At 61.5% G+C, this 23,374-nt stretch carries 34 protein-coding genes; all 34 read left to right on the top strand.

Going from position 1 to position 23,374, the window contains the following annotated elements; genetic code table 11:
• The first annotated feature begins 21 nt into the window (after nt 1-21).
• The 34 genes from dut to secY all read left to right on the top strand — a co-directional run bounded on the left by dut (nt 22) and on the right by secY (nt 23,357).
• Nucleotides 22-465: a dUTP diphosphatase gene (dut, locus tag B5D32_RS02645; RefSeq protein ID WP_078783543.1), complete on the top strand. Its 444-nt coding sequence runs from the start codon at nt 22-24 to the stop codon at nt 463-465.
• A gap of 281 nt (nt 466-746) precedes the next feature.
• Entirely contained in the window at nt 747-1,301 is a 555-nt protein-coding gene (locus B5D32_RS02650; protein ID WP_078783544.1) for a Maf family protein, read from the top strand.
• Nucleotides 1,302-1,381: 80 nt separating this feature from the next.
• Entirely contained in the window at nt 1,382-2,401 is a 1,020-nt protein-coding gene (gene mreB, locus B5D32_RS02655; RefSeq protein ID WP_078783545.1) for a rod shape-determining protein, read from the top strand.
• Nucleotides 2,402-2,509: 108 nt separating this feature from the next.
• Nucleotides 2,510-3,070 (top strand): sigma-70 family RNA polymerase sigma factor, encoded by a 561-nt coding sequence (locus tag B5D32_RS02660; protein ID WP_159446967.1) that lies wholly within the window; start codon nt 2,510-2,512, stop codon nt 3,068-3,070.
• Between the two features lie 133 nt (nt 3,071-3,203).
• Entirely contained in the window at nt 3,204-3,482 is a 279-nt protein-coding gene (locus tag B5D32_RS02665) for a zinc-ribbon domain containing protein (RefSeq protein ID WP_078783547.1), read from the top strand.
• A gap of 102 nt (nt 3,483-3,584) precedes the next feature.
• Complete coding sequence (locus B5D32_RS02670) at nt 3,585-5,021, top strand: hypothetical protein (RefSeq protein ID WP_078783548.1); 1,437 nt, start codon at nt 3,585-3,587, stop codon at nt 5,019-5,021.
• 70 nt (nt 5,022-5,091) lie between these two features.
• Nucleotides 5,092-7,347: a DUF2142 domain-containing protein gene (locus B5D32_RS02675; RefSeq protein WP_159446968.1), complete on the top strand. Its 2,256-nt coding sequence runs from the start codon at nt 5,092-5,094 to the stop codon at nt 7,345-7,347.
• A gap of 33 nt (nt 7,348-7,380) precedes the next feature.
• Nucleotides 7,381-7,587, top strand: a complete 207-nt coding sequence (locus tag B5D32_RS02680) for a DUF1858 domain-containing protein (protein ID WP_078783550.1) — start codon at nt 7,381-7,383, stop codon at nt 7,585-7,587.
• Complete coding sequence (locus tag B5D32_RS02685) at nt 7,574-8,248, top strand: class I SAM-dependent methyltransferase (protein ID WP_078783551.1); 675 nt, start codon at nt 7,574-7,576, stop codon at nt 8,246-8,248. Before B5D32_RS02680 ends, B5D32_RS02685 begins: the two co-directional genes overlap by 14 nt.
• Before the next feature lie 176 nt (nt 8,249-8,424).
• Nucleotides 8,425-9,180: a Nif3-like dinuclear metal center hexameric protein gene (locus tag B5D32_RS02690; protein WP_078783552.1), complete on the top strand. Its 756-nt coding sequence runs from the start codon at nt 8,425-8,427 to the stop codon at nt 9,178-9,180.
• A gap of 15 nt (nt 9,181-9,195) precedes the next feature.
• Nucleotides 9,196-10,950, top strand: coding sequence for an Rqc2 family fibronectin-binding protein (locus B5D32_RS02695; protein ID WP_078783553.1), 1,755 nt, complete (start codon nt 9,196-9,198; stop codon nt 10,948-10,950).
• Between the two features lie 183 nt (nt 10,951-11,133).
• Nucleotides 11,134-12,186 carry a hypothetical protein gene (locus B5D32_RS15360; protein ID WP_078783554.1) on the top strand — a complete coding sequence of 351 codons (1,053 nt, stop codon included), beginning with the start codon at nt 11,134-11,136 and terminating at the stop codon, nt 12,184-12,186.
• Nucleotides 12,187-12,749: 563 nt separating this feature from the next.
• Entirely contained in the window at nt 12,750-13,061 is a 312-nt protein-coding gene (rpsJ, locus tag B5D32_RS02705) for a 30S ribosomal protein S10 (RefSeq protein ID WP_078783555.1), read from the top strand.
• Between the two features lie 166 nt (nt 13,062-13,227).
• Nucleotides 13,228-13,860 (top strand): 50S ribosomal protein L3, encoded by a 633-nt coding sequence (gene rplC / locus B5D32_RS02710; protein ID WP_078783556.1) that lies wholly within the window; start codon nt 13,228-13,230, stop codon nt 13,858-13,860.
• A 14-nt stretch (nt 13,861-13,874) separates the two neighbouring features.
• Nucleotides 13,875-14,495, top strand: a complete 621-nt coding sequence (gene rplD / locus B5D32_RS02715; protein ID WP_078783557.1) for a 50S ribosomal protein L4 — start codon at nt 13,875-13,877, stop codon at nt 14,493-14,495.
• Nucleotides 14,495-14,788 (top strand): 50S ribosomal protein L23, encoded by a 294-nt coding sequence (gene rplW, locus B5D32_RS02720; RefSeq protein ID WP_078783558.1) that lies wholly within the window; start codon nt 14,495-14,497, stop codon nt 14,786-14,788. The genes rplD and rplW overlap by 1 nt, the downstream gene beginning before the upstream one ends.
• 103 nt (nt 14,789-14,891) lie before the next feature.
• Entirely contained in the window at nt 14,892-15,722 is an 831-nt protein-coding gene (gene rplB, locus B5D32_RS02725; RefSeq protein WP_078783559.1) for a 50S ribosomal protein L2, read from the top strand.
• A gap of 16 nt (nt 15,723-15,738) precedes the next feature.
• On the top strand, nt 15,739-16,014 hold the full coding sequence (gene rpsS / locus B5D32_RS02730) for a 30S ribosomal protein S19 (RefSeq protein ID WP_078783560.1): 276 nt from the start codon (nt 15,739-15,741) through the stop codon (nt 16,012-16,014).
• A 17-nt stretch (nt 16,015-16,031) separates the two neighbouring features.
• Nucleotides 16,032-16,367 carry a 50S ribosomal protein L22 gene (gene rplV, locus B5D32_RS02735; protein ID WP_078783561.1) on the top strand — a complete coding sequence of 112 codons (336 nt, stop codon included), beginning with the start codon at nt 16,032-16,034 and terminating at the stop codon, nt 16,365-16,367.
• A 12-nt stretch (nt 16,368-16,379) separates the two neighbouring features.
• Nucleotides 16,380-17,084 carry a 30S ribosomal protein S3 gene (rpsC, locus tag B5D32_RS02740; protein ID WP_078783562.1) on the top strand — a complete coding sequence of 235 codons (705 nt, stop codon included), beginning with the start codon at nt 16,380-16,382 and terminating at the stop codon, nt 17,082-17,084.
• A complete protein-coding gene (gene rplP / locus B5D32_RS02745; RefSeq protein ID WP_078783563.1) occupies nt 17,084-17,524 on the top strand; it encodes a 50S ribosomal protein L16 in 441 nt (146 codons plus the stop codon). Before rpsC ends, rplP begins: the two co-directional genes overlap by 1 nt.
• The gene (rpmC, locus tag B5D32_RS02750) at nt 17,521-17,718 is read left to right on the top strand and encodes a 50S ribosomal protein L29 (RefSeq protein WP_078783564.1); all 198 of its coding nucleotides are present in this window, start codon (nt 17,521-17,523) and stop codon (nt 17,716-17,718) included. Before rplP ends, rpmC begins: the two co-directional genes overlap by 4 nt.
• Nucleotides 17,719-17,733: 15 nt before the next feature.
• A complete protein-coding gene (gene rpsQ, locus B5D32_RS02755) occupies nt 17,734-17,988 on the top strand; it encodes a 30S ribosomal protein S17 (RefSeq protein ID WP_078783565.1) in 255 nt (84 codons plus the stop codon).
• Nucleotides 17,989-18,021: 33 nt separating this feature from the next.
• On the top strand, nt 18,022-18,390 hold the full coding sequence (gene rplN / locus B5D32_RS02760; RefSeq protein WP_007047286.1) for a 50S ribosomal protein L14: 369 nt from the start codon (nt 18,022-18,024) through the stop codon (nt 18,388-18,390).
• 15 nt (nt 18,391-18,405) lie between these two features.
• Entirely contained in the window at nt 18,406-18,720 is a 315-nt protein-coding gene (gene rplX, locus B5D32_RS02765; RefSeq protein ID WP_078783566.1) for a 50S ribosomal protein L24, read from the top strand.
• 14 nt (nt 18,721-18,734) lie between these two features.
• On the top strand, nt 18,735-19,274 hold the full coding sequence (rplE, locus tag B5D32_RS02770; protein WP_078783567.1) for a 50S ribosomal protein L5: 540 nt from the start codon (nt 18,735-18,737) through the stop codon (nt 19,272-19,274).
• Between the two features lie 14 nt (nt 19,275-19,288).
• Nucleotides 19,289-19,474, top strand: coding sequence for a type Z 30S ribosomal protein S14 (locus B5D32_RS02775; RefSeq protein WP_040917788.1), 186 nt, complete (start codon nt 19,289-19,291; stop codon nt 19,472-19,474).
• Nucleotides 19,475-19,541: 67 nt separating this feature from the next.
• Nucleotides 19,542-19,940, top strand: coding sequence for a 30S ribosomal protein S8 (gene rpsH / locus B5D32_RS02780; protein WP_007047282.1), 399 nt, complete (start codon nt 19,542-19,544; stop codon nt 19,938-19,940).
• A gap of 16 nt (nt 19,941-19,956) precedes the next feature.
• Nucleotides 19,957-20,505 (top strand): 50S ribosomal protein L6, encoded by a 549-nt coding sequence (rplF, locus tag B5D32_RS02785; RefSeq protein WP_078783568.1) that lies wholly within the window; start codon nt 19,957-19,959, stop codon nt 20,503-20,505.
• An 18-nt stretch (nt 20,506-20,523) separates the two neighbouring features.
• Entirely contained in the window at nt 20,524-20,883 is a 360-nt protein-coding gene (gene rplR / locus B5D32_RS02790) for a 50S ribosomal protein L18 (RefSeq protein WP_078783569.1), read from the top strand.
• Between the two features lie 16 nt (nt 20,884-20,899).
• The gene (gene rpsE, locus B5D32_RS02795) at nt 20,900-21,403 is read left to right on the top strand and encodes a 30S ribosomal protein S5 (protein WP_078783570.1); all 504 of its coding nucleotides are present in this window, start codon (nt 20,900-20,902) and stop codon (nt 21,401-21,403) included.
• Nucleotides 21,404-21,416: 13 nt separating this feature from the next.
• Complete coding sequence (gene rpmD / locus B5D32_RS02800; protein WP_078783571.1) at nt 21,417-21,596, top strand: 50S ribosomal protein L30; 180 nt, start codon at nt 21,417-21,419, stop codon at nt 21,594-21,596.
• A gap of 17 nt (nt 21,597-21,613) precedes the next feature.
• On the top strand, nt 21,614-22,051 hold the full coding sequence (rplO, locus tag B5D32_RS02805; protein WP_078783572.1) for a 50S ribosomal protein L15: 438 nt from the start codon (nt 21,614-21,616) through the stop codon (nt 22,049-22,051).
• A gap of 1 nt (nt 22,052) precedes the next feature.
• Entirely contained in the window at nt 22,053-23,357 is a 1,305-nt protein-coding gene (gene secY / locus B5D32_RS02810) for a preprotein translocase subunit SecY (RefSeq protein WP_078783573.1), read from the top strand.
• The last annotated feature ends 17 nt before the right edge of the window (nt 23,358-23,374 follow it).

Consider the following 23,374-nt stretch of genomic DNA (forward strand, 5'->3'; position numbering starts at 1 on the left):
GAAAATCGGAGACTTTGCCTTATGAATCCCATTGTAAAATACAAAAAGTTGGATGCCCGCGCCGTTGTGCCGCAGTACGCTACGCCCGGCGCGGCGGCGGCGGACCTGTGCGCGGTGCTGGATACACCGCTGACGCTGGCCCCGATGCAGCGCGCCCTCGTGCCCACCGGCCTTGCCATCGAGCTGCCCGGCCCCGCGTGCGTCGCCCTTGTCTACGCCCGCAGCGGCCTGTCCATCAAGCACGGTCTCTGCATGGCGAACGGCGTCGGTGTCATTGACAGCGACTACCGCGGTGAGCTGCGCGTGCCGATGGTGAACCTGTCCAACGAACCCTACACCATCCAGCCCGGTGAGCGCGTCGCCCAGCTCTGCATTGCCCCTGTCTGGCAGGCAGCGTTCACCCCGGCCGATGAGCTGACCGACACCGCACGCGGTGCAGGCGGGTTTGGGTCGACGGGGAAATAAACGGCATTCGCCGCGAGGTTCTCTCCCCCACCGCCTGCGGGCGGAGCCCTTCGGGCCCGGGCCCCTCTGCCGCTTCGCGACATCTCCCCACACCGTGGGGAGTCACCCTCGCAGAGGGGGCCAAGAGCCCCTTGCCTCCCTCTGCGAGGGAGGTGGCGCCGCAGCGCCGGAGGGAGAGAACCTTCCGGCAGTGCCCTTTTCCTAAAATTTCTGCTCACACCTTGTTTCGGCAAACTCTGCACACTCCGACTTTTTATAATAGACCAGAAAGGAAGCACACTATGGCTCTGATCCTTGCCTCCGGCAGTCCGCGCCGGCGTGAGCTGATGTCTCTTATCACCCCCGACTATACTGTCATCACCAGCGACGTGGACGAGACGAAGATCGCGGCGGATTCCCCGGCGCACCTCGCCAAGGCTCTGGCCACTGCCAAGGCCCGCGCCGTGGCCGAGGAAAACCCCGATGACGTCGTCTGCGGCTTTGACACGGTGGTCGAGTGCGAGGGCGAGGTGTTCGGCAAGCCGAAGGACGAGGCCGACGCCGTGCGGATGCTGCGCGCTCTCTCCGGGCGTGAGCACCGCGTCCACACCGGTGTCTGCATCTGCCGGGGCCGCCGTGCCGCCGCCACTGTCGAGACAACCGTTGTCCATTTCTCGCCCATCGCGGAGGACGACCTGTGCGCCTACGTGCGCACGCCGGAGCCCTACGACAAGGCGGGAGCCTATGCCATCCAGGGGCACGCGGCGCTGTGGTGTGCGGGCATCGAAGGGTGCTACTACAACATCATGGGGCTGCCGGTTCACCGCACGGCGCAGCTGCTGCGCGAGCTTACCTGACCCGGACAGCCCCGGAAACGGGAGTCTGTATGGGAAAAATCTGCAACTTTTTTACATGCTTTTTCGGGAGAATACACGCTATGTTTACCAAAGACATCGGCATTGATCTGGGCACCGCCAACACCCTTGTGTACATGAAGGGCCGCGGCATCATCATGCGCGAGCCAAGCGTCGTCGCCGTGGACCCGCGCAGCGACGAGCTGCGGGTGCGCAGCGTCGGCCATGAGGCCAAGGCGGTCATTGGCCGCGCACCCGGCTCCATCGTGGCGGTGCGCCCCCTCAAGGACGGCGTTATTGCGGATTTTGACGTTACCGCGGCTATGCTGCAGAGCTTTATCCGTCAGGCCTGCGGCAACAGCATTCTGGCTCGCCCCCGGGTCGTCATCTGTGTGCCCTCCGGTGTGACCGAGGTCGAGCGCCGCGCCGTGCGCCAGGCTGCAGCCAAGGCGGGCGCGCGCCAGGTCACGGTCATCGAGGAGCCGATGGCCGCCGCCATCGGCAGCGGTCTGCCCACCACCGACGCCGTCGGCAGCATGATCGTGGACATCGGCGGCGGCACGGCGGAGGTCGCGGTCATCAGCCTGTCGGGCATCGTCGCCAGCCGCAGCGTGCGCTGCGCGGGCGACGCGCTGGACCAGAGCATCATCGCTTTCATCAAGCGCAAATACAACCTGCTGGTCGGTGAGCGCACGGCAGAGCAGATCAAGATCGAGATCGGCTCGGCCTGCCCGCAGGACCCCGAGGCCAGCATGGAAATCAAAGGCCGCAACCTTGTGGACGGCCTGCCGAAGGACATTCTGATCCGCTCCGAGGAGGTCCGCGACGCCATGAACGACTGCCTGCTGCGCATCGTCGAGGCCATCAAGGACACGCTGGAATGCACCCCGCCCGAGCTGTCCAGCGACATCATTGACCGCGGCATCATGCTTTCCGGCGGCGGTGCGCTGCTTCGCGGGCTGGATACCCTCATCCAGAATGAGACGGGCATCGAGGTCCACATTGCCGAAAGCCCCCTGGACTGTGTAGCCCTCGGCGCCGGTGCCGTCCTCGACAACCCCGATCTGGCCGGACGCCGGAAAGAGGAAATGAGCTACTTATAAAATGAGGGCCTTCCCCCGATGGGGAAGCCTTTTCAACCGAAAAAAAGATTGACAAATGGGGAAAATCCGGCTATTATTAGATTGTTCGCATATACCCGGAGGGACGCTATGCCTTTACTCGATCAGGATCTGCCCGCCCGCGCACAGCAGGGGGACGAGAACGCGCTTGCCGCACTGATCGCCCGCATGATGCCGGCCATCCGCAAGGGTGCGGCGGAATGCACTGCCCCCGGCCTCGATTTTGACGATGCCGTGCAGGAGGGGCTGATCGGCCTGTTCCATGCTGTGCGCAGGTTTGACCCCGCTGCCGGGCAGACCTTCACGGCCTACGCCGCGGCCTGCATCCGCCACGCGCAGCAGGACGCCCGCCGGGCGGCTCTGCGCAAAAAGCACGCACCGCTGAACTACAGCGTGCCGCTGCCCGCCGCCGAGGAAAGCACCGACACCCGCCCCGGCCCCGAGGAGCTTGCTATCTTCGGCGAACAGTACGCGGACACGCTCCGCCGTATGCAGACCGAGCTTTCCGCGCTGGAACGCACGGTTTTAATGGCCGGACTGGAAGGCCGCACCCCTGCGCAGACCGCGCGGGAGCTGGGACTTCCCGCCAAAAACGTGGCCAATGCGCTGGCCCGTGCGCGCCGCAAGCTGCGCGGTGCGCCCACAACCTAGGATTCAGGCGATTTGCCTGCGTCATATATCAACCTGCCCCCAGTAGCGCCTAAAATCAGTTCAGTTGGTCCATTCCCATTGCGTTGTTTTAGATTCTTCCGCGGGCAAAATAAACACAGAGGAGATACCCACTATGTTCGAAGACAAGACTTTGGTATGCAAGGATTGCGGCAAGGAGTTCGTTTGGACCGCCGGCGAGCAGGAGTTCTACGCCAGCCGTGGTTTCGAGAACCAGCCCCAGCGCTGCAAGCCCTGCCGTGATGCCCGCAAGAACTCTACCCGCGGCGAGCGCCAGATGTTCGACGCTACCTGCGCCAGCTGCGGCAAGGCCTGCAAGGTTCCCTTCCAGCCTCGCGAGGACCGTCCGGTCTACTGCAGCGAGTGCTTCGCTAAGATGAAGGAGAACGGCTGATTTACGCGCTTTTGCATGTAAACTGAGTTGAATGTTCCATTCCGCGCCCCGGCCTTATCGCCGGGGCGTGGTTTGTTATCGGGACGATTACAGGTTGATAGAATGAAAAAAACTCTCTCAAGGCTGCCGCGCGTCGTCCGGCTGGCGGCGCTGTCGGCGGTGCTGCTGGCTCTGTGCAGCAAGTCGTCGCCGCTCTACGCCTTCAACGACTGGATGGACGCAAACATCTTCTTCACGATGGGCCGCTCCATGCTCGACGGCAGGGTGCTTTACCGTGACGTGTTCGACCACAAGGGCCCGGTGCTCTACCTGCTGTACGGGCTGGCGGGCCTTGTCGGCGGCACAGACTTCCGCGGCGTGCTGGTGCTGGAAATCATCGCCATGACGTCGTTTCTGTACACGGGTCTGCGCACGGCGGAGCTGCTGGCGGGCCACCGCCTTTCGGTGTGGTGGATGGCGCTGCCCGCAGCGGGCATGGCGGCCAGCCGCGCGTTCTCCCACGGCGGCAGTGCCGAGGAGTTGCTGCTGCCGTTTCTGGCAGCGGCGCTGTTCAGCCTGCTCAGGGCGCTGCACAGTCCCGGCACCAAGCCGCTGCGCGCGGTCTGTGTGCAGGGCCTTCTGGCCGGGTGCGCGCTCTGGCTCAAGTACACGGTGCTGGGCTTCTACCTCGCGTGGGTCGTGGTGCTGGCGGCGCTCTACCTGCGGCGCGGCTGGCTTGCGCAGCTGGGCCGCAGCGTGGGGGCGTACCTTGGCGGCATGGCGCTGGCCACGCTGCCGTGGGTCGTCTACTTCGGCGTACACGGCGCGCTGGGGGACTGGTTCACCGCCTACTTTTATGACAATCTCTTCCTTTATAAGGGGGAGGGCGGCGGTCTGCCCGCGCTGGCGCAGCACCTGTGGTGGGCGGTGCGGGATGGCTTGCCCGCCGCGCTGCTGCTGGCGGCGTTCCTGCTCTGGGCGCTGCTGACCCGGCGTTTTGCCGCAGCGGGGGGCGTGGCCGCACTGGCCGCGGGGCTGGCCGCTACCAGTCTGATGGGCGGCTACCTGGTCTATTACGGGCTGGTTCTGGCGGTCTTTGCGCCGCTGGGCCTTGTGCCGCTGGTCTGCCTTGCGGAAAAGACCCCCGCGCCCGTCCGTACCGCGCTGCCCTGGGCTGTGCTGGCCGCGTGCGCTGCCGCCTGCTATGCCCTGACGCCCAACCGGGCACTGCGGGGCCGCGCCCGCGCCGACTTGCCCCAATACCGCTTTGCAGCGCAGATCAACGGCGGCAGCCTGCTGAACTACGGCACGCTGGACGGCGGCTTTTACACGGCGGCGGGCGTGCTGCCGCCCTGCAAATATTTCTGCGTGACGAACATGCCGCTGGACGACCAGTGGACCGACCAGCAGGCCGTATTGAAGGCCGGTGCTGTGGACTACGTCGTGGCGCTGACCGGCGACCTGCACGGCGATTTCCCGCAGTATGCGGTCATTGACCGGTGCAGCTATGACGGCGGCGAGGGCGAAGTGACCTGGTATCTCTACCAATTGCAGCGGTGATTTGCGTTTTTGTGCCCTATGCGGTATAATAGCACTGATCCCTGTACATCCTGCCAGAAAGGCAATGCCTATGAAACAAAAACTCACCCTGCGCCGCGTCCTCGCCAGCGCTGTGGCGGCGCTGGCTGCCGCTGCGGCGGTCTGGCTGCTCTGCCGCTGGGTCGGCTATGATTTGCAGCTGCGCATCGGCAATGAGCCGGTCTATGAAATCGCAAACGATGACTATACCCAGATCATCGACGTACCCGAGGACGGACTTTGGCAGGCCGTCCCGCTGGAGGCGGGGCAGACGCTCTACGGCTGCCGTCTGCGGTTCAGCACCCACGGGGAGCTGTACCGCGCCGGTATGGTCATGGTCGATCTGTGTGATGCCGACGGCACGATCCTGCGCGAGGCGGCGGGCAACTACGCCAACATTTTTGACGACAACTTCACGGGCTTTGCCTTCGGCACGGCCTACACGGCGGCACAGGAGGAAACGCTTTACCTGCACATCTATAACGTCGTCGAGTGGGAGGGGCCGCTCGGCCTCTGGGCCAGCACCGGCACAGTGGGGGCGCTGTCCCTGACCGCGGACGGCGTTGATGCCGACGCCACGCTGGCATTGCAGTATATGACCGACGATACCGGCAGCTGGCCGTCCGATTTGGCAAACGGGCTGGCCCCGCTGCTGGCGTTCGCAGCGTTTGCCGCCGTGCTGCTGTTCGGTCTGCGTGCCCCGCTGCCGCTGACCGTGGCGGTGGTCGGCCTTGCGTGCGGACTGCTGTTTGTGCGCGTCACCCCGGCGCTCGTCGCGCCCGATGAATACACCCACCTGGCCGCAGCCTATGAGCTGGCCAGCCGCCTGGGCGGCGAGACGCCCGCCGACGAAAACGGCTGTCTGTTGGTGCGGGAGAGCGATGCGCCGCACTTCGGCACCCGCAGCGGCGAGATCGGCATTCTGGCCTACAAGGCCGAGGCACTGGCCCGTCAAAATGAAGCCGGTGGTCCCGACGCGCTGACCGCCGTCAGCGAGGCCAAGGCCGGGCAGGGCAGCGGCAACTACCTGCCGCAGGCGCTGGGCATCCGGCTGGCCCGCAATGCCGGTGCCAACTTTTACACGATGCTGCGTCAGGCGCGGACCTTCAACCTGATTTTCTATCTGCTGCTGGCCGTGCTGGCTGTGGTGCTGGCCCCGGCGGCGGTGCGCGGGCTGCTGGCCTGCATTGCGCTGCTGCCGATGCCGCTGCAGCTGGCGGGCAGTCTCTCGCCCGATGCGTCGGTGCTGGGCATGGTGTTCTGCTACACGGCGCTCTGCCTGCGGCTGCGCACCAAAAAAGCCGTGTGGTGGGAAAAAATCCTGCTCATCGCCCTCGGCGGGGCTGTCGGCCCGGCCAAGGCCATCTACCTGCCGGTGGTGCTGCTCTGCTTTATCATCCCGGCGGACAACCTTGTGGGGCCGACGGAATTTGTCCGGGGCTCGTTTGGTGCGCGCGTGCGGTCCGGGCAGCTGATCCGGGAGACCGTGCTCGTGCTGGCGGGCTGCCTGTGGCTCTCCGCCAACCTCGGCGAGCTGGCTTATGCCGCCCGCGACACGAATCAGATGCTTCTGGCCGTCGGCGCAGTGGGCGTTATCCTGCTGCTGGCACTGACGCGCCGTCTGTATGAAAAGGTACAGAATGACGCCAAAAAGCTGCGCCTGTTCAAGGGCGCACTGGCCTGTGCCGTTGTGCTGGCCGCCGTCTGCGGGGTGCTTGCGCTGTCCCGCATGGGGGGCGGGCTGGCCCCCGACCAGCTGCTCATGACGAACCCCAACGGCGATTCCATCTGGACGTTCTCGCTGGGGTACATCTGCCGCAACCTGCCCGCCACGGCGAAGCTCTTGCTGCGCACGATCCCCGCGCAGGGGGCGCTCTGGCTGCAGGGCATTCTGGGCACGACGCTGGGGGAGCCGATCGTCTACCGCATCGACGTCAGCTGGCTGCTGGGCGTCGGGCTGGTGCTGGCATTGCTGGCGGCAGCCCTGCCGGTGCAGGACGAACCGGATGAGCCGCTGCTGGGCCGCCGCACCGGCTTCGGCGTGCTGGGCATCATCCTCTGCGTTGCGGCGGCGTCGCTCGTCGTGGCGCTGAACTGGACGCCCATCAACTATGAAACGCTGTTCGGTATGCAGGGCCGCTACTGGCTGCCCGTGCTGCCGCTGGCGCTTCTGCTCGTCAAGGGAAACCGCAGCGTTTGTGCGCGGCGCGACCTTTCCCGCGGGGCGGCACTGGCCGTCACCGCCTGTACACTGTTGACCCTGCTGCAGGGCTATAGCCTATACGCAAGCTGGCAGCCGGTATCATAAATCTGCCCACACTATTATAAAGGAGACACTCTCATGACTGTTACGAAGAATACCATCATCGCCGAGATCCTGAACAACGACCCCACCCAGGGCTGCGTGCCCATCTTCCTGTCCACCGGTATGCACTGCCTGGGCTGCATGGCCTCCCATGGTGAGACCGTCGAGGAGGCCTGTGCTGTCCACGGCGTTGACGCCGACGAGCTCGTCGACGAGCTGAACGACTACTTTGCACACCTGTAATGCGCCGCGGCTCGATGCCCGCCTGGCCGCTGCCTATGATTTTGTACGTCCGGGGCACGCGGCGGCGGACATCGGCTGCGATCACGGCAAATTAAGCGCCGCACTGGCGGGCAGCGGACGCTGCCCGCTTGTTTTGGCTTGCGACCTGCGCCCCGGTCCGCTGGAAAAGGCCCGCATGACCTGCGCGCCCTACGGGGATAAGGTGCAGTGCCGCTTGGGCAGCGGGCTCTCGGTTTTAGAACCCGGCGAGGTCGATGACATCATCATCGCCGGTATGGGCGCGGAGACGATCATTGAGATTCTGGAGGCAGCGCCCTGGGTGTTCGATGCGCGGTACAATTTGGTGCTGGTCCCCGCGACGAAGCACAGCATCCTGCGCCGCTGGCTGGCCCGCCGCGGCTTTGCACTGCGGGCCGAGACCCTCTGCCAAGCCGCAGGCCGGTGGTACGCCGTCATGAACGCGCAGTACACGGGTGCCGCCCGCGAGCCGGACGGGCTGTTCTGCCTGACCGGCCTGACGAACGGCCAGCCCGGGTGCAGCGAGTATTACGCCGTGCAGAATGAGAAGCTGAAGAAGTACCGTTTGGGTCTGCCGGAGGGAACAGAACGGGACGCGGTGGGGGAGCTCATCGCCGAATTAGATGCGTTAGCGGCACGGTAAACGCCCGCGGGCGGATATAAAATCCGCCCCTGCGCACAGTGGAAAAAGCCACAGCGTTCCCCATCGCCTCGCCGTAGGAGCCGGGTATGCCCGGCCCGCAGCGTCAAATCAGGCACCCGCAGACGGGCATTCTCCGCAAGCCTGCGGTAAAACAGAATCCATCAGGAGGTAAAAACATGTCAGTAAGCGTACAGCAGATTTTGGGCTTTCTGCGGGCGGTGGCCCCGCAGGAGCTGGCATTGGATTGGGATAACGTCGGCCTGCTCGTCGATGCGGGTCAGCCCGTGGACGGTGTGCTGACCACGCTGGACATCACCCCCGCCGTCGTGCGGGAGGCTGTCGAAAACGACTGCCAGCTTATTGTCAGCCATCACCCGGTCATCTTCCATCCGCTCAGGACACTGGCTGCCGATGATGTGCCCGCCCTGCTGATGAAAAACGGCATCTCGGCCATCTGTATGCACACAAACCTTGACGCGGCCCCGGGCGGCGTCAACGATACACTCTGCGACATCCTCGGCATCGCCGCCGAGGGCCGCGAGAGCTTCGCCGAAGGCTGCGGGCGCATCGGCACCACGATGCCCACCACGGTGGAGGCGCTGGCCAAATTCTGCGCCGCCACGCTGCGCAGCGGCGTCAAGTACGTGAACGGCCAAAAGCCTGTCACCTGCCTGGCCGAGGTCAGCGGCGGGGGCGGCAGTTACTTAGAGGAAGCCATCGCGCGCGGCGCGGACTGCCTTGTCACCGGCGAGGCAGCCCACCACATTGCGCTGCTGGCCAGGCAGAAGGGCATCGGCCTTGTGGTCGCGGGCCACTGGGGCACCGAGCACGCCATTGCCGATGTGCTGGCCGTCCAGCTGGAAAAGCAGTTCCCGGCCCTCACCGTCGCCCACGCCGAGGCTGATGCTGATCCGTATTCCTACCTATTATAATAAGGAGCCATTCCCATGTCCCTTGATGCCGCAACGCTGGCGCTGGTCGCCGGTGAACTGAAAAACACGCTGCTCGATGCCAAGATCGACAAAATTTTTGAGCCGACCCGCGACGAGGTGCTTATGACGCTGCGCACCCGCACCGAGACCCACCGTCTGCTGCTGTCGGCCCGCAGTGGCTCGGCCCGCGTCTGCCTGACGAAGGAGAGCTTCGAGAACCCGCTCACGCCGCCGGGCTTCTGTATGCTGCTGCGCAAGCACCTGACCGGCGGGCGGCTCATTGAGCTGCGCCGCGAGCCGGGGGACCGCATCGTCTATTTTGACTTCCGCTGCACGAACGAGATGGGCGACCTGGTCACGAACACGCTGGCTGTCGAGCTGATGGGCCGCTACTCCAATCTGGTGCTCGTGCAGGGCGGGCGCATCATTGATGCCCTCAAGCGGGTGGACTTTGACGACAGCGAGGTCCGCCAGTTGCTGCCGGGTCTGGCCTACACGCTGCCGCCCAAGCCCGCGCGGCCTGACTTTTTGGAGACGAGCGCCGCCGCCATCGTGGCCGCTGCGTGCGAGAAGGATCTGCCCGTTGCACAGGCGCTGGGCAAGACGGTGGCGGGCGTCGGCCCCGTCGTCGTGCGGGAGGCCGTCTGCCGCGCACTGGGGGAAACGCCCGCGCTGGCCTGCGACCTGACCGCCGAGGAGAAGGCCGGGCTGGCCGCGGCCATCGACGAATTGAAGGACGAGCACGCCCACGGCGGCACGCCCACCGCGGTGCGTCTGCCCCAGCCGGACGGCGCACCGAAGCCCGTGGAGTTCAGCTTCTTTGTGCCGCAGCAGTACGGCAGCGCGGCGATTTTGACCCGGTATCCGTCCTACAGCGAGATGCTCGAGGACTACTACGCCACGAAGGACCGCGCCGAGCGCCTGCGCCAGAAAAGCCGTGAGCTGTACAAGGCCGTCCACAATATGTATGACCGCGCCGTCCGCAAGCAGGCCGCGCGGAAGGAGGAACTGAGCCAGTCCGCCAAGGCCGACACGCTGCGCCTGTACGGCGAGCTTTTGCAGGCGAACCTCTGGGCCATCCACAAGGGTGACCCGCAGGTGACCGTGCAGAACTACTACACCGGCGAGGATGTGACCATACGCTTGGACCCGCGTCTGGGCGGCAACGAGAACGCGCAGAAGTATTTCAGCGATTATAAAAAGAAGCAGACCGCTCACGCCATGCTGCAAAAGCTGCTGGTGGAGGGCGAGGCCGAGATCGAGTATCTGCGCACGGTGCTGTATGAGGTGGAGAGCGCCCCCGGCGAGATGGCACTGAACGAGATCCGCGCCGAGCTGAAAAGTCAGGGCTACTTAAAGTATTACAAGCAGCGGGACCGCAAGCAAAAGCCTGCGGACTTCCTGCGGTATACCTCGAGCGACGGCTTTGAGATCCTGGTGGGGCGCAACAACCTGCAGAACGACAAGCTGACCCTGCACACCGCCCGCGGCAAAGACCTGTGGTTCCACGTCCAGAAGGCACCCGGCAGCCACTGCGTCGTTATGAGCCGCGGAGAGGACATCCCCGACACGACCAAACAGGAGGCCGCCGAGTTGGCCGTCCTGCATTCGAGCCAGAACGGCGGTGCAAAGGTCGCCGTGGACACCACCGAGGTCAAAAATATATGGAAGGCCAACGGGGCGAAACCGGGCATGGTGCTGTACGAGGTCTACACGACGGTCTACGTGACGCCGCGTGAAGGGCTGGAGGAGCAGCTGAAAAAACGGTAAATGTAGGGGGCGGCGTCCCCGACGCCCCGCAGGCCGATGCGGACAGCGCCCCCTACAATCTGCCGCACGGTAGGGGCCGGGCATGCCCGGCCCGCGGCCTTCCCGCAGGAGGTCGTCTGCCATACAGCTGCGGGCCGCACATGTGCGGCCCCTACAAGGCAACTATAATATGAGGTACGCAATATGAAGAAAAATTTTCCGATTCTTGTATCTCTTGTTTTACTTACCGCCTGCGCCTCCGCCCCGGCGGACAGTGTGGCGGCTACCCCCGTGCCGACGGAAACGCCCGCACCTACGGCAGAGCCGACCCCGGAGCCGACGGCCACGCCGTCCCCGACGCCTGCGCCGACGATGGCGGTGTACGATGAGGTCTCCTTCGACGATTGGCGGGACGGTGCAGGCTGCACGATGCCGGACTACACGTTCAGCGCTCCGCATAAGCCGCAACCGCAGGAACAGGTCACATGGCCCACGGACGGCGTGACGCTCTGCTATAATGCAAAGACGCTGGAAGAAGCAGCGGAGATTTTCCACACCACGGTGGAAAACTTAAAGGAGTTGAACCCGGACTGGCAGGACAAATACAGCCGCGCCATTGGGTGCTACTGGGCCCTGAAAGTACAGGCCGACCCCTACACCCTGCCCATGAACAATGTGGTGACGGTCACAGTCAATGCACCGTGGGTGGAAGGCTACTATGACCGCACCGAAGTCTGCGATGTTCCCGCGTCGCTGGACAAGCAGGCCCGGGCGGTGCTGGCCTCGGCGTATTACTTCCAATATCACTGGTGGGGGATGCACGCGGGCTTTATGCCCTATGAGAAACTGGACGAGCCGGTTGGGTTTTTCAACTACCGCGCGGCGGACGGCGCGTTTTACACGAAGTTCTCGGAGTTCGGCAGCTTTCTGCACACGGTCTACTCCGATGCCTGGGTGGACGATATGCTGAGCATGGACCCCGCACCTTTTGCCGAGGGCGAAAATGACACTATCCTGACGCTGGACGGTGACCGCGGCGGCAACATCGCCTACTGCGGGCATCTTTTCACCGAGCCGGAGCTGCAGCCCGACGGCAGCCTTGCATTCTGGCAGCTCTCGCTGACCTGCGAGAGCGACGATTTTAAAGGCTGGGCAGGGGAGGAGACGATTGTGCCCGATACAGCCACTGTGACGACGGTGCGGTTGGTGCCGACGGAGAATGGCTGGCGGGTGGATGTGCTGGAGCTGCCGAATTAACCCCCTTGGCCACCTCCCTCGCAGAGGGAGGCAAGGAGCAGACAGTGACAATTTCCTTACAAATTGCCCACAAATCCAACAAACTTTCCCCAAAAACCATGCACTCTGTTGAAAACTCATACAACCTCCACTACTTTCGGCATAACGTAAAAATTTCTCAAAAAAATTTTATAAAAATGCCAAAAAACACTTGCAACACCGGGAGACGTGTGCTATAATACATCTTGGCTGCGGAAGGCTTGTGCAGAATAAGCAAGCTGCGCAAGCCGCGATATGCGTTGATGCGGGAGGTTGCCGCCGTAAAGCCGAAGGGCTGGCGGGTTTTTCCGCGGAGTATGTCCGATCTTAGAACCGGGCGAAAGAATTACGGAAACAAAGGGATATGTACGCCACTGCATTCTGCGGTGCGGACCAATGTTCACCTTACTTTGTGATGATTCTTTCCGGGAGAACTGTGCGAACACGGTTCACCGGATTTTGTCATGCGAAAAGGTTGAACACCCGGAAACGTGTGTGATTTATCGGCTCGCCTAAGGCGCAAAATTTTATAGGAGGCGAATGCAATGGCAGTCAAAGAAAAAATCAGAATCCGTCTGAAGAGCTACGATGCATCCCTGATCGATGCTGCGGCACAGAAGATCGTGGAGACCGCTAAGCGCACTGGCGCTCGCGTTTCCGGCCCGATCCCTCTGCCCACCGACAAGGAGGTCGTCACGATCCTGCGCGCTGTCCACAAGTACAAGGACAGCCGTGAGCAGTTCGAGACCCGCACGCACAAGCGTCTGATCGACATTCTGAAGCCGTCCAACAAGACGGTCGAGGCTCTCATGAGCCTGCAGCTCCCCGCCGGCGTTGACATCGAGATCAAGCTGTAATCGAGTTTCTACATTATAATGGCCGATACGCGCGGCCGTGATCCGTGAACGGTCGGCGTGTAATGGAAAGACACGGTAAAGCACCATCTCGCTGCAATGCAAACAGCGGAGAGGTCATGTTGATGGGAAACCACCAACCAATAACCTTTACAGGAGGACAAACACAATGCAAAAAGGTATCATCGGCAAGAAGCTGGGCATGACCCAGCTGTTCGACGCCAACGGCAAGGTCGTTCCGGTCACCATCATCGAGGCCGGCCCCTGCACCGTCGTGCAGAAGAAGACCGTTGAGTCTGACGGCTACCAGGCTGTTCAGATGGGCTACGGCGAAGTGAGCGCCAAGAAGGTCAACAAGGCCGCCAAGGGTCACTTCGACAAGGCTGACGTCGCTCCCAAGCGCACCCTGCGTGAGTTCCGTTTTGATGACATCGCTGCCGTCAACGTCGGCGACATCCTCAAGGCTGATGTCTTCGCAGAGGGCGACAAGGTTGACGTTGTCGGCACCAGCAAGGGCAAGGGCTATCAGGGCGTTATCAAGCGCTTTGGCCAGCACCGCCTGCGTGAGAGCCACGGCACCGGCCCTGTTGCACGTCATGCCGGTTCTAACGGTTCCACTTCCAGCCCGTCCCGCGTGTTCAAGGGCAAGCGTCTGCCCGGCCACATGGGTGCGGTCCGCGTGACCGTCCAGAACCTGAGCATCGTTAAAGTCGATGCTGAGAACAATCTGATCGCGATCAAGGGTGCGATCCCCGGCCCGAAGGGCTCGGTCGTGACCATCCACGACAGCGTGAAAGCGTAAAGGAGGAAAACACAATGGCACAGTTTGATGTCGTCGATATGAACGGCAAGAAGGTTTCCACCGTTGAGCTTTCCGACGCCGTGTTCGGGATCACCCCGAACGAGAAGGCTGTCCACGAGGCAGTCGTCAACTTCCTGGCCAACCAGCGCCAGGGCACCCAGAACACCAAGATCCGCAAGGAAGTCCGCGGCGGCGGCAAGAAGCCTTGGCGCCAGAAGGGCACCGGCCACGCTCGTCAGGGCTCTATCCGTGCTCCGCAGTGGACCCACGGCGGTGTTGCTCTGGGCCCCAAGCCCCGCAGCTACTACTACACCATCAACAAGAAGGTCAAGCGTCTGGCTCTGCTCAGCGCCCTGTCTGACAAGGCTGCCAACGGCAACATGATCCTGGTCGACAAGATCGCCGCTGACGAGTACAAGACCAAGACCGTCGTTGCTTTCCTGGCCGCTGTCGGCGCAGGCAAGAAGAACCTGATCGTCAATGACACTCTGGACGCCAAGTTCGTCAAGAGCGCCGCCAACATCCCCGGTGTCCAGACCGCCGCTACCGGCATCAACACCTACGATGTTGTCAACGCCGACAAGCTCATCCTGAGCGTTGACGCTGCCAAGAAACTTGAGGAGGTATATGCGTGATGAAATTCGCACAGGACATCGTTCTCGCCCCCGTCATCACCGAGAACTCCATGGCTGGCATCGCTGACAAGAAGTACACCTTCAAGGTCGCTACCGACGCCACCAAGATCGACATCGCCAACGCTGTTGAAGAGCTGTTCGGCGTGAAGGTCGCCAAGGTCAACACCATCTCCGTCCGTGGTCGTTATCGCCGCCAGGGCATGCACGCCGGCTACACTGCCAAGAGCAAGAAGGCCATCGTCACCCTGACTGCCGACTCCAAGGAGATCGAGTTCTTCAACTCCATGGTTTGATGACCGGATGGCCGCAAGGCCGTCTTGAGGACCCCGCCGAGGGGTTCGGTTATGGGGATATGACCCCGATAAAAATTCATAAGATAACAACAAGGAGATCAACATGGCTATCAAGAAGTACAAGCCGACTACCCCCGGTCGCCGTGGCATGACTGTTACTGACTACAGCGTGCTGTCCAAGGTCGATCCGGAGCGCAGCCTGCTCGAGTCCAAGAAGAAGCATGCCGGCCGCAACAACACCGGCAAGATCACCGTCCGCCATCACGGCGGCGGCAACCGCGTCAAGTACCGTGTCATCGACTTCAAGCGCAACAAGTTTGATGTCCCCGCCACCGTCAAGACGCTGGAGTATGACCCGAACCGTTCCGCCTTCATCGCACTCGTTGAGTACGAGGACGGCGCCAAGAGCTACATCCTGGCTCCCGATGGTCTGAAGGTTGGCGACACCATCATGGCTGGCCCCAACGCTGACATCAAGCCCGGCAACGCTCTGCCCTTCGAGAACATCCCCGTTGGTACCATGATCCACAACATCGAGCTGTATCCCGGCAAGGGCGGCCAGCTGGTCCGTTCCGCTGGCGTTATGGCGCAGCTGATGGCTAAGGAGAATGGTTACGCTCTGGTCCGTCTGCCCTCCGGTGAGATGCGCAACGTTCGTCTGAACTGCATCGCCACCATCGGCGTTGTTTCCAACCTCGACCACGAGAACGTCAACCTCGGCAAGGCCGGCCGCAAGCGCCACATGGGCGTCCGCCCCGGCAGCCGTGGTTCCGTCATGAACCCCTGCGACCATCCTCATGGTGGTGGCGAGGGCCGCGCTCCGGTTGGCCATTCCAGCCCGCGTACTCCGTGGGGCAAGCCCGCTCTGGGCCTGAAGACCCGCAAACACAAGGCTCGCAGCGACAAGTTCATTGTCAAGCGCGCCAACGGCTAAGGGAGGTTTTTGAACAATGTCTAGAAGCACTAAGAAGGGCCCTTACGTTCTGCCTTCCCTGTACAAGAAGGTTGAGGCTCTGAACGAGGCTGGCAAGAAGAGCGTCGTGAAGACCTGGAGCCGCTCCTCCACCATCTTCCCCGAGTTCGTCGGTCACACCTTCGCCGTCCATGACGGCCGCAAGCATGTGCCCGTGTACGTTACCGAGGACATGGTTGGCCACAAGCTGGGCGAGTTTGCACCTACCCGCAAGTTCACCGGCCACGTCGGCGCTAAGACCGCCGGCAAATAAGAGAGGAGGAACATCGAATGGAAGCACGGGCTATTCTCCGTTACGCCCGCATTAGTCCCCGCAAGGTTTCGATCGTGATGGACCTCATCCGTAACAAACCCCTGGACGAAGCGCTGGCTATCCTGCAGTACACCCCGAAGGCCGCCTGCGAGCCCCTTCTCAAGCTGGTGAATTCTGCTGCCGCTAATGCGGAAAACAACTTCAACATGGATCGCAACAATCTCTACGTCGCAGAATGCTACGTCTGCCCCGGCCCCACGCTCAAGCGCATCATGCCTCGCGCACAGGGCCGTGCATACCGCATCCTGAAGCGCACCAGCCACATGACTGTTGTGCTGAAAGAGAAACAGTAAGGAGGTAAACAAATGGGCCAGAAAGTCAATCCCCACGGCATGCGCGTGGGTGTTATCAAAGATTGGGACAGCCGCTGGTTTACCTCTAAGCAGGCATTCGGCGACACCCTGGTCGAGGATTACAAGATCCGTAAGACCCTGAAGAAGCAGCTGTACGCTGCCGGCGTTCCCAAGATCGAGATCGAGCGTACCGTCGACTCCCAGACCGGTGCCCCCCGCGTGAAGGTCAATGTCTTCTGCGCAAAGCCGGGCATCGTTATCGGCAAGGGCGGTGCTGAGAGCGCCAAGATCGAGAAGCAGCTGGCAAAGCTGACCGGCAAGGCCGTCAACCTCAACATCATTGAGGTCAAGGGCACCACCACCAATGCACAGCTCGTTGCTGAGGACGTTGCTTCCCAGCTGGAGCGCCGCATCGCTTTCCGCCGCGCTATGAAGCAGGCCATCCGCAATGCCATGCAGCCCCGTGACCGCAGCGCCACGCCTGCCAAGGGTATCAAGGTCACCTGCTCCGGCCGTCTGGCCGGCGCGGACATCGCCCGCGTTGAGAGCTACCATGAGGGCACCATCCCCCTGCAGACTCTGCGCGCTGACATCGACTACGGCTTCGCTGAGGCCAACACCACCTACGGTAAGGTCGGCGTCAAGGTTTGGATCTACAAAGGCGAGATCCTGAAGGGCGCCAAAGCCCCCGCCAAGAAGGAAGGAGGCAAACAGTAATGTTACTGCCGAAGCGTGTTAAGTATCGCCGCGTCCAGCGCGGCCGCATGACCGGTAAGGCCATGCGCGGCAACAAGGTCAACCAGGGCGATTACGGCCTGGTCGCTCTCGAGCCGGCTTGGATCACCTCCAACCAGATCGAGGCAGCCCGTGTTGCCATGACCCGTTATATCAAGCGTGGCGGCAAGGTCTGGATCAAGATCTTCCCCGACAAGCCCGTTACCGAGAAGCCGGCCGGCACCCGAATGGGTTCCGGTAAGGGCAGCCCCGAGTACTGGGTCGCCGTCGTCAAGCCGGGCCGCGTGCTCTTCGAGCTGGCTGATGTCAACGAGGAGACCGCTCGCGAGGCCCTGCGTCTGGCCAGCCACAAGCTGCCGATTCGCTGCAAATTCGTCAAGCGCGAGGAGCTTGACACTGTAAAGGAGGGTGACGCTGAATGAAAGCCACTGAACTGCGCGAAATGACCGATGTCGAGCTGAACAAGCAGCTCAAGGACCTGAAGGCCGAACTCTTCAACCTGCGCTTTCAGCACGCCATCAACCAGTTGGACAACCCCATTCGCATCGAGGCCGTTAAGAAGGACATCGCCCGCGTGATGACCGTCCTGGCTGAGAAGAATGCCAAGAACGCTTAAGAGGGAGGGTAAAGCATGGAACGTAATCTGAGAAAGACCCGTGTGGGCGTCGTTGTCTCCGACAAGATGGACAAGACCATCGTTGTCGCTGTTAAGGACAGCGTCCAGCACCCTCTGTACAAGAAGATCTTGAAGCGCACCAAGAAGTTCAAGGCCCATGACGAGAACAACGAAGCCGGCATCGGCGACCGCGTCGAGATCATGGAGACCCGCAAGATCTCCAAGGACGTCAACTGGCGTCTCGTGAAGATCATCGAGAAGGCAAAATAATCAGCCTGGTACTTTGAAAGGAGGACCTGAAAGATGGTTCAGATGCAAACTTATCTCAAAGTGGCCGACAATACCGGTGCTAAGGAGTTAATGTGCTTCCGTGTACTGGGCGGTACCCGCAAGAGATACGCAAACATCGGTGACATCGTGGTTTGCAGCGTCAAGAAGGCTGCTCCCGGTGGTACCGTGAAGAAGGGCGACGTGGTCAAGGCCGTCATCGTCCGTAGCAAGCACGGCCTGCGCCGTGACGACGGCTCCTACATCCGCTTTGATGAGAACGCCGCCGTTATCGTCATGGCCGACAAGAGCCCCAAGGGCACTCGTATCTTTGGACCCGTCGCTCGCGAGCTGCGCGACGCCGGCTTCACCAAGATCCTGAGCCTGGCTCCGGAATCGCTGTAAGGAGGTTTTAATTAAATGAACAATCTTCATGTTAAAACCGGCGACAACGTCATGGTCATCTCCGGCAAGGACAAGGGCAAGACCGGCAAGGTCCTGCAGACCTCCCCGAAAGAGGGCAAGGTCATTGTCGAGGGCCTGAACATGGTCACGAAGCACGTCAAGCCTCGCCGTCAGGGTGAGCAGGGCGGCATCGTCAAGGCCGAGGGCGCTATCTACGCCTGCAAGGTCATGCCCGTCTGCCCCAAGTGTGGCAAGGCCACCCGCGTGGGCCATTCTGTCAAGGACGGCAAGACCGTCCGCGTTTGCCGCAAGTGCGGCGCTGAACTGTAAGGGAGGAGTACACAATGGCACGTTTGAAAGAACAGTATGTCAACGAGATCGCTCCGGCCCTGAACAAGAAGTTCGGCTACAAGAGCGTTATGCAGATCCCCAAGCTGGATAAGGTCATCATCAACGTTGCCGCTGGTGAGGCCAAGGAGAACGCCAAGGTCATCGACGCCATCGTCGCCGACCTGGGCCAGATCACCGGCCAGAAGGCTATCGTCTGCAAGGCCCGCAAGAGCGTTGCAAACTTCAAGCTGCGCGAGGGCATGCCCATCGGCGCAAAGGTCACCCTGCGTGGTGAGCGTATGTACGAGTTCGTTGACCGCCTCTTCAATGTCGCGCTGCCCCGCGTTCGCGACTTCCGCGGCATCAACGGCAACTCCTTCGATGGCCGCGGCAACTACGCCTTCGGCCTGAAGGAGCAGATCATCTTCCCCGAGATCGACTTCGACAAGGTTGATGCGATCCGCGGCATGGACATCTGCTTCGTCACCACCGCTAAGACCGACGAGGAGGCCAAGGAGCTGCTGAAGGCTCTGGGCGCTCCGTTCGCTAACTAAGGGAGGGAACTCACATGGCAAAAACTTCTATGAAGCTCAAGCAGCAGCGTCCCGCCAAGTTCTCGACCCGCGCTTACAACCGCTGCAAGATCTGCGGTCGTCCCCACGCTTACCTGCGCAAGTACGGTGTCTGCCGTATCTGCTTCCGTGAGCTGGCTTACAAGGGCGAGATCCCCGGCGTCAAGAAGGCTTCCTGGTAAGCCCTTGATTGCTTCTGTCTGAACGAATTAACAACACTCTTAAACACAACCTAAGGAGGTTAGTGGCATGCAAATCACCGATCCTATCGCGGACCTGCTGACCCGCATCCGCAATGCTAGCACTGCCAAACACCCTTCCGTGGATATCCCCGCATCTAACCTGAAGAAGGCGATCTGCCAGATTCTGGTTGACGAGGGCTACATCAAGGGTATGAAAGTGACCGAGGACAATAAGCAGGGGACCATCACCCTGACCCTGAAGTACCAGGAGAACGGTACTCCGGTCATCGCCGGCCTGAAGCGCGTTTCTAAGCCGGGCCTGCGTATTTACACCAACTGCGAGGATATGCCCAAGGTCATGAAGGGCCTGGGCACCGCAATCATCTCCACCTCTAAAGGCGTCATGACCGACAAGGCAGCCCGCGCTGCTCACGTCGGCGGTGAAGTTCTCGCCTTTGTGTGGTAAGAAAGGGGTATAGACAATGTCGAGAATTGGAAGAAAACCCATCGTCATTCCCGCCGGTGTGGAAGTGAAGGTCGATGCGGCCGAGCACGCTATCACCGTTAAGGGCCCCAAGGGTACCCTGCATTCCAAGTTTCATCCTCTGATGACTGTTGCTGTCGAGGGCAATGAGATTTTGGTTACCCGCCCCAATGACGAGAAGGAGGCACGCAGCCTCCATGGCCTGACCCGCACCCTGATCCATAACATGGTCGTCGGTGTTACCGAGGGCTTCCGTAAGGATCTGGAAATTCAGGGCGTCGGCTATCGTGCCGCCAAGCAGGGCAGCAAGCTGACCCTGACCCTGGGCTTCTCTCATCCCGTTGAGTTTGAGGACACCGATACCATCAAGATCGAGCTGAAGGATGCTCTGCATTTCAGCATCACCGGTATCGACAAGCAGGAGGTCGGCCAGTTCGCTGCCGAGGTCCGCGGTGTCCGCCCGCCCGAGCCGTACAAGGGCAAGGGCATCCGCTATGTTGGCGAGTATGTCATCCGCAAGGAAGGCAAAGCCGGCAAGGGTAAATAATAGGAGAGGAGAAACATTATGGTCAACAAGGCTGATAAGAACGTTGCTCGTCTGCGCCGCCACCGTCGTGTCCGCGGCAAGATCAGCGGCACTGCTGCTCGTCCCCGTCTGGATGTTTTCCGCTCTGCCAAGCACATCTACGCTCAGGTCATCGATGATGAGCAGGGCGTGACCCTGGCCAGCGCTTCCAGCATGGACAAAGATTTCAACGCTTACGGCGGCAACGTCGAAGCTGCTAAGAAGGTTGGCGAGAACATCGCCAAGAAGTGCCTCGAGAAGGGCATCACTGAGGTCGTCTACGATCGTGGCGGCTTCGTTTACCACGGCCGTGTGCAGGCTCTCGCTGAGGGTGCCCGCGAGGCCGGTCTGAAGCTGTAAGGAGGGAGAAGATACAATGGCCATGCAGAGAAGACAAGAAGATGACGGCATGATCACCAAGGTCGTCTCCATCAACCGCGTTTCCAAGACTGTCAAGGGCGGCCGCGTTATGAAGTTCGCTGCTCTGATCGTTGTGGGCGACGGCAAGGGCAACATCGGCTACGGCGTCGGCAAGTCCGGCGAGGTTCCCGAGGCTATCCGCAAGGGTGAGGGCGCTGCCAAGAAGAACATGCGCAAGGTCTGCCTGAAGGGCACCACCATTCCTCACGAGATCGTCGGCGAGTACGGCGCAGGCCGCGTCCTGATGCGTCCCGCTGCCCCCGGTACCGGCGTTCTGGCCGGCGGCCCCGTCCGTGCCGTGCTCGAGTGCGCCGGCATCAAGGACATCCGCGCCAAGAGCCTGCGTTCCAACAACCCCATCAACGTCACTGCTGCTACCTTCGCAGGCCTGTGCGGCCTGACCGACGCCGAGAGCGTCGCTGCTAAGCGCGGCAAGACCGTTGCCGAGATCTTGGGCTAAGGAGGGTACCACAATGGAGAAAGTTACCATTCGTCTCGCCAAGAGCCTGATCGGCCGCGGCAAAGAGCAGATCGCCGTTGCGCACTCCCTGGGCCTGAACCGCCCCGGTGAGGTTACCGAGCAGCCCGACAACGCGGCTACCCAGGGCAAGATCGCCAAGATCGCTCACCTGGTCGTCGTGACCAAGGGCTAATGCAAGGAGGTGCAAGCATGAAACTTCACGAACTGAAAGCTTCCGCCGGCGCCCGTAAGGCCGTGACCCGCAAGGGCCGCGGTGCTGGTTCCGGCAACGGCAAGACCGCTGGCTTCGGCCACAAGGGCCAGAAGGCCCGCAGCGGCGTCAAGAAGGCTGGCTTCGAAGGCGGCCAGATGCCTCTGCAGCGTCGTCTGCCGAAGCGCGGTTTCAACAACATTTTCGCAACCAAGTATGTTACCATCAAGGTGTCTGACCTCGAGAAGTTCGAGGCCGGTGCTACCGTTGATACCGAGGCACTGCTGAAGGCCGGCATCATCTCCAAGACGCTGGACGGCGTCAAGGTGCTGGGCAATGGCGAGCTGACCAAGGCTCTGAATGTCAAGGTCGCTGCTTATACAGCCTCCGCCAAGGAAAAAATCGAGAAAGCAGGCGGGAAGGCTGAGGTGATGTAAGGTGCTGGAAACCTTCCGTAACGCATGGAAGATTGAAGATCTGCGCAAGCGTCTTCTGTTCACCCTTCTGATCCTCGTTCTGTTCCGTCTCGGCTGTGCGCTCCCTGTGCCGTACATCAGCGCAGGCGCACTTACCTCGATGTTCGCCGGCGGCAACGGCGATATGCTGGAGTACCTGAACATGATGAGCGGCGGCGCTCTGAGCGAATGCACGTTGTTCGCCCTGGGTGTGCAGCCCGCCATCAATGCCTCCATCATTATGCAGCTGCTGGCGGTAGCCATTCCGTATCTGGAAAACCTCGCCAAGGAAGGTGAGGAGGGCCAGCGCAAGATGCGCCGCATCACCAACTATGTTGGCGCGGGCATCGGTCTGATGCTGTCCATCGGCTACTACTTCATCATCCGCAATATGGGCGCTCTGTCCTACACGGAGGGCTTTGCGGGCATCTTCAGCGCAGTCGTTATCGTGCTGTCCTTCACGGCGGGCTCTCAGCTCTGCACCTGGATGGGCAACCAGATCGACTCCAAGGGTATCGGCAACGGTCTCTCGCTGATGATCTTCGCAGGCATCGTGGCCCGCTGGTCCAGCATCTACACTGCTACGACCAACATTCTGGCCCGCGCCCAGAACGGTGAGCCGTTCTTCTACATCATGCTGCCCCTGCTGGTCGTCCTGGCCCTGGTCGCCGTGCTCTTCGTCGTCATCCTGACGAACGCGGAGCGCCGCATTCCGGTCCAGTATGCCAAGCGCGTTATGGGCCGCAAGATGTACGGCGGTCAGGCCAGCTACATCCCCATCAAGGTCAATATGACCGGCGTTATGCCCATCATCTTTGCCTCGACGCTGTGCAGCCTGCCCGGTCTGATCTTCCGGTTCATCAATCTGGATGCTTCCTCGCATCCGGCGCTGTACGCTTTCTTCAGCGTGTTCAATTACAACAGCGCTCTTTACCTCATCGTTTACGTGCTGCTGATCGTTGCGTTCAACTACTTCTACGTTGCGATCCAGTACAACCCCGTGGACATTGCCAACCAGCTCCGCAAGAACAACGGCACCATCCCCGGCATCCGTCCGGGCAAGCCCACCAGCGATTTCATCACGAAGACTCTGTCCAAGATCACTCTGATCGGCGCGGTCTTCCTGGCCATCGTGGCAGGCTTCCCCATCATCCTCGGCAACATCACCGGCACCTCCATCCAGCTGGGTGGTACTACGCTGCTGATCGTCGTGGGTGTGGCGCTTGAGACCGGCCGTTCTCTGGAAGGCTATATGACCGCCCGTTACCACAAAGGGTTCTTGGAATAAGAGAAAGGGAATGTACG

The sequence above is a fragment of the Gemmiger formicilis genome, assembly GCF_900167555.1.
Lineage (GTDB): Bacteria > Bacillota > Clostridia > Oscillospirales > Ruminococcaceae > Gemmiger > Gemmiger formicilis.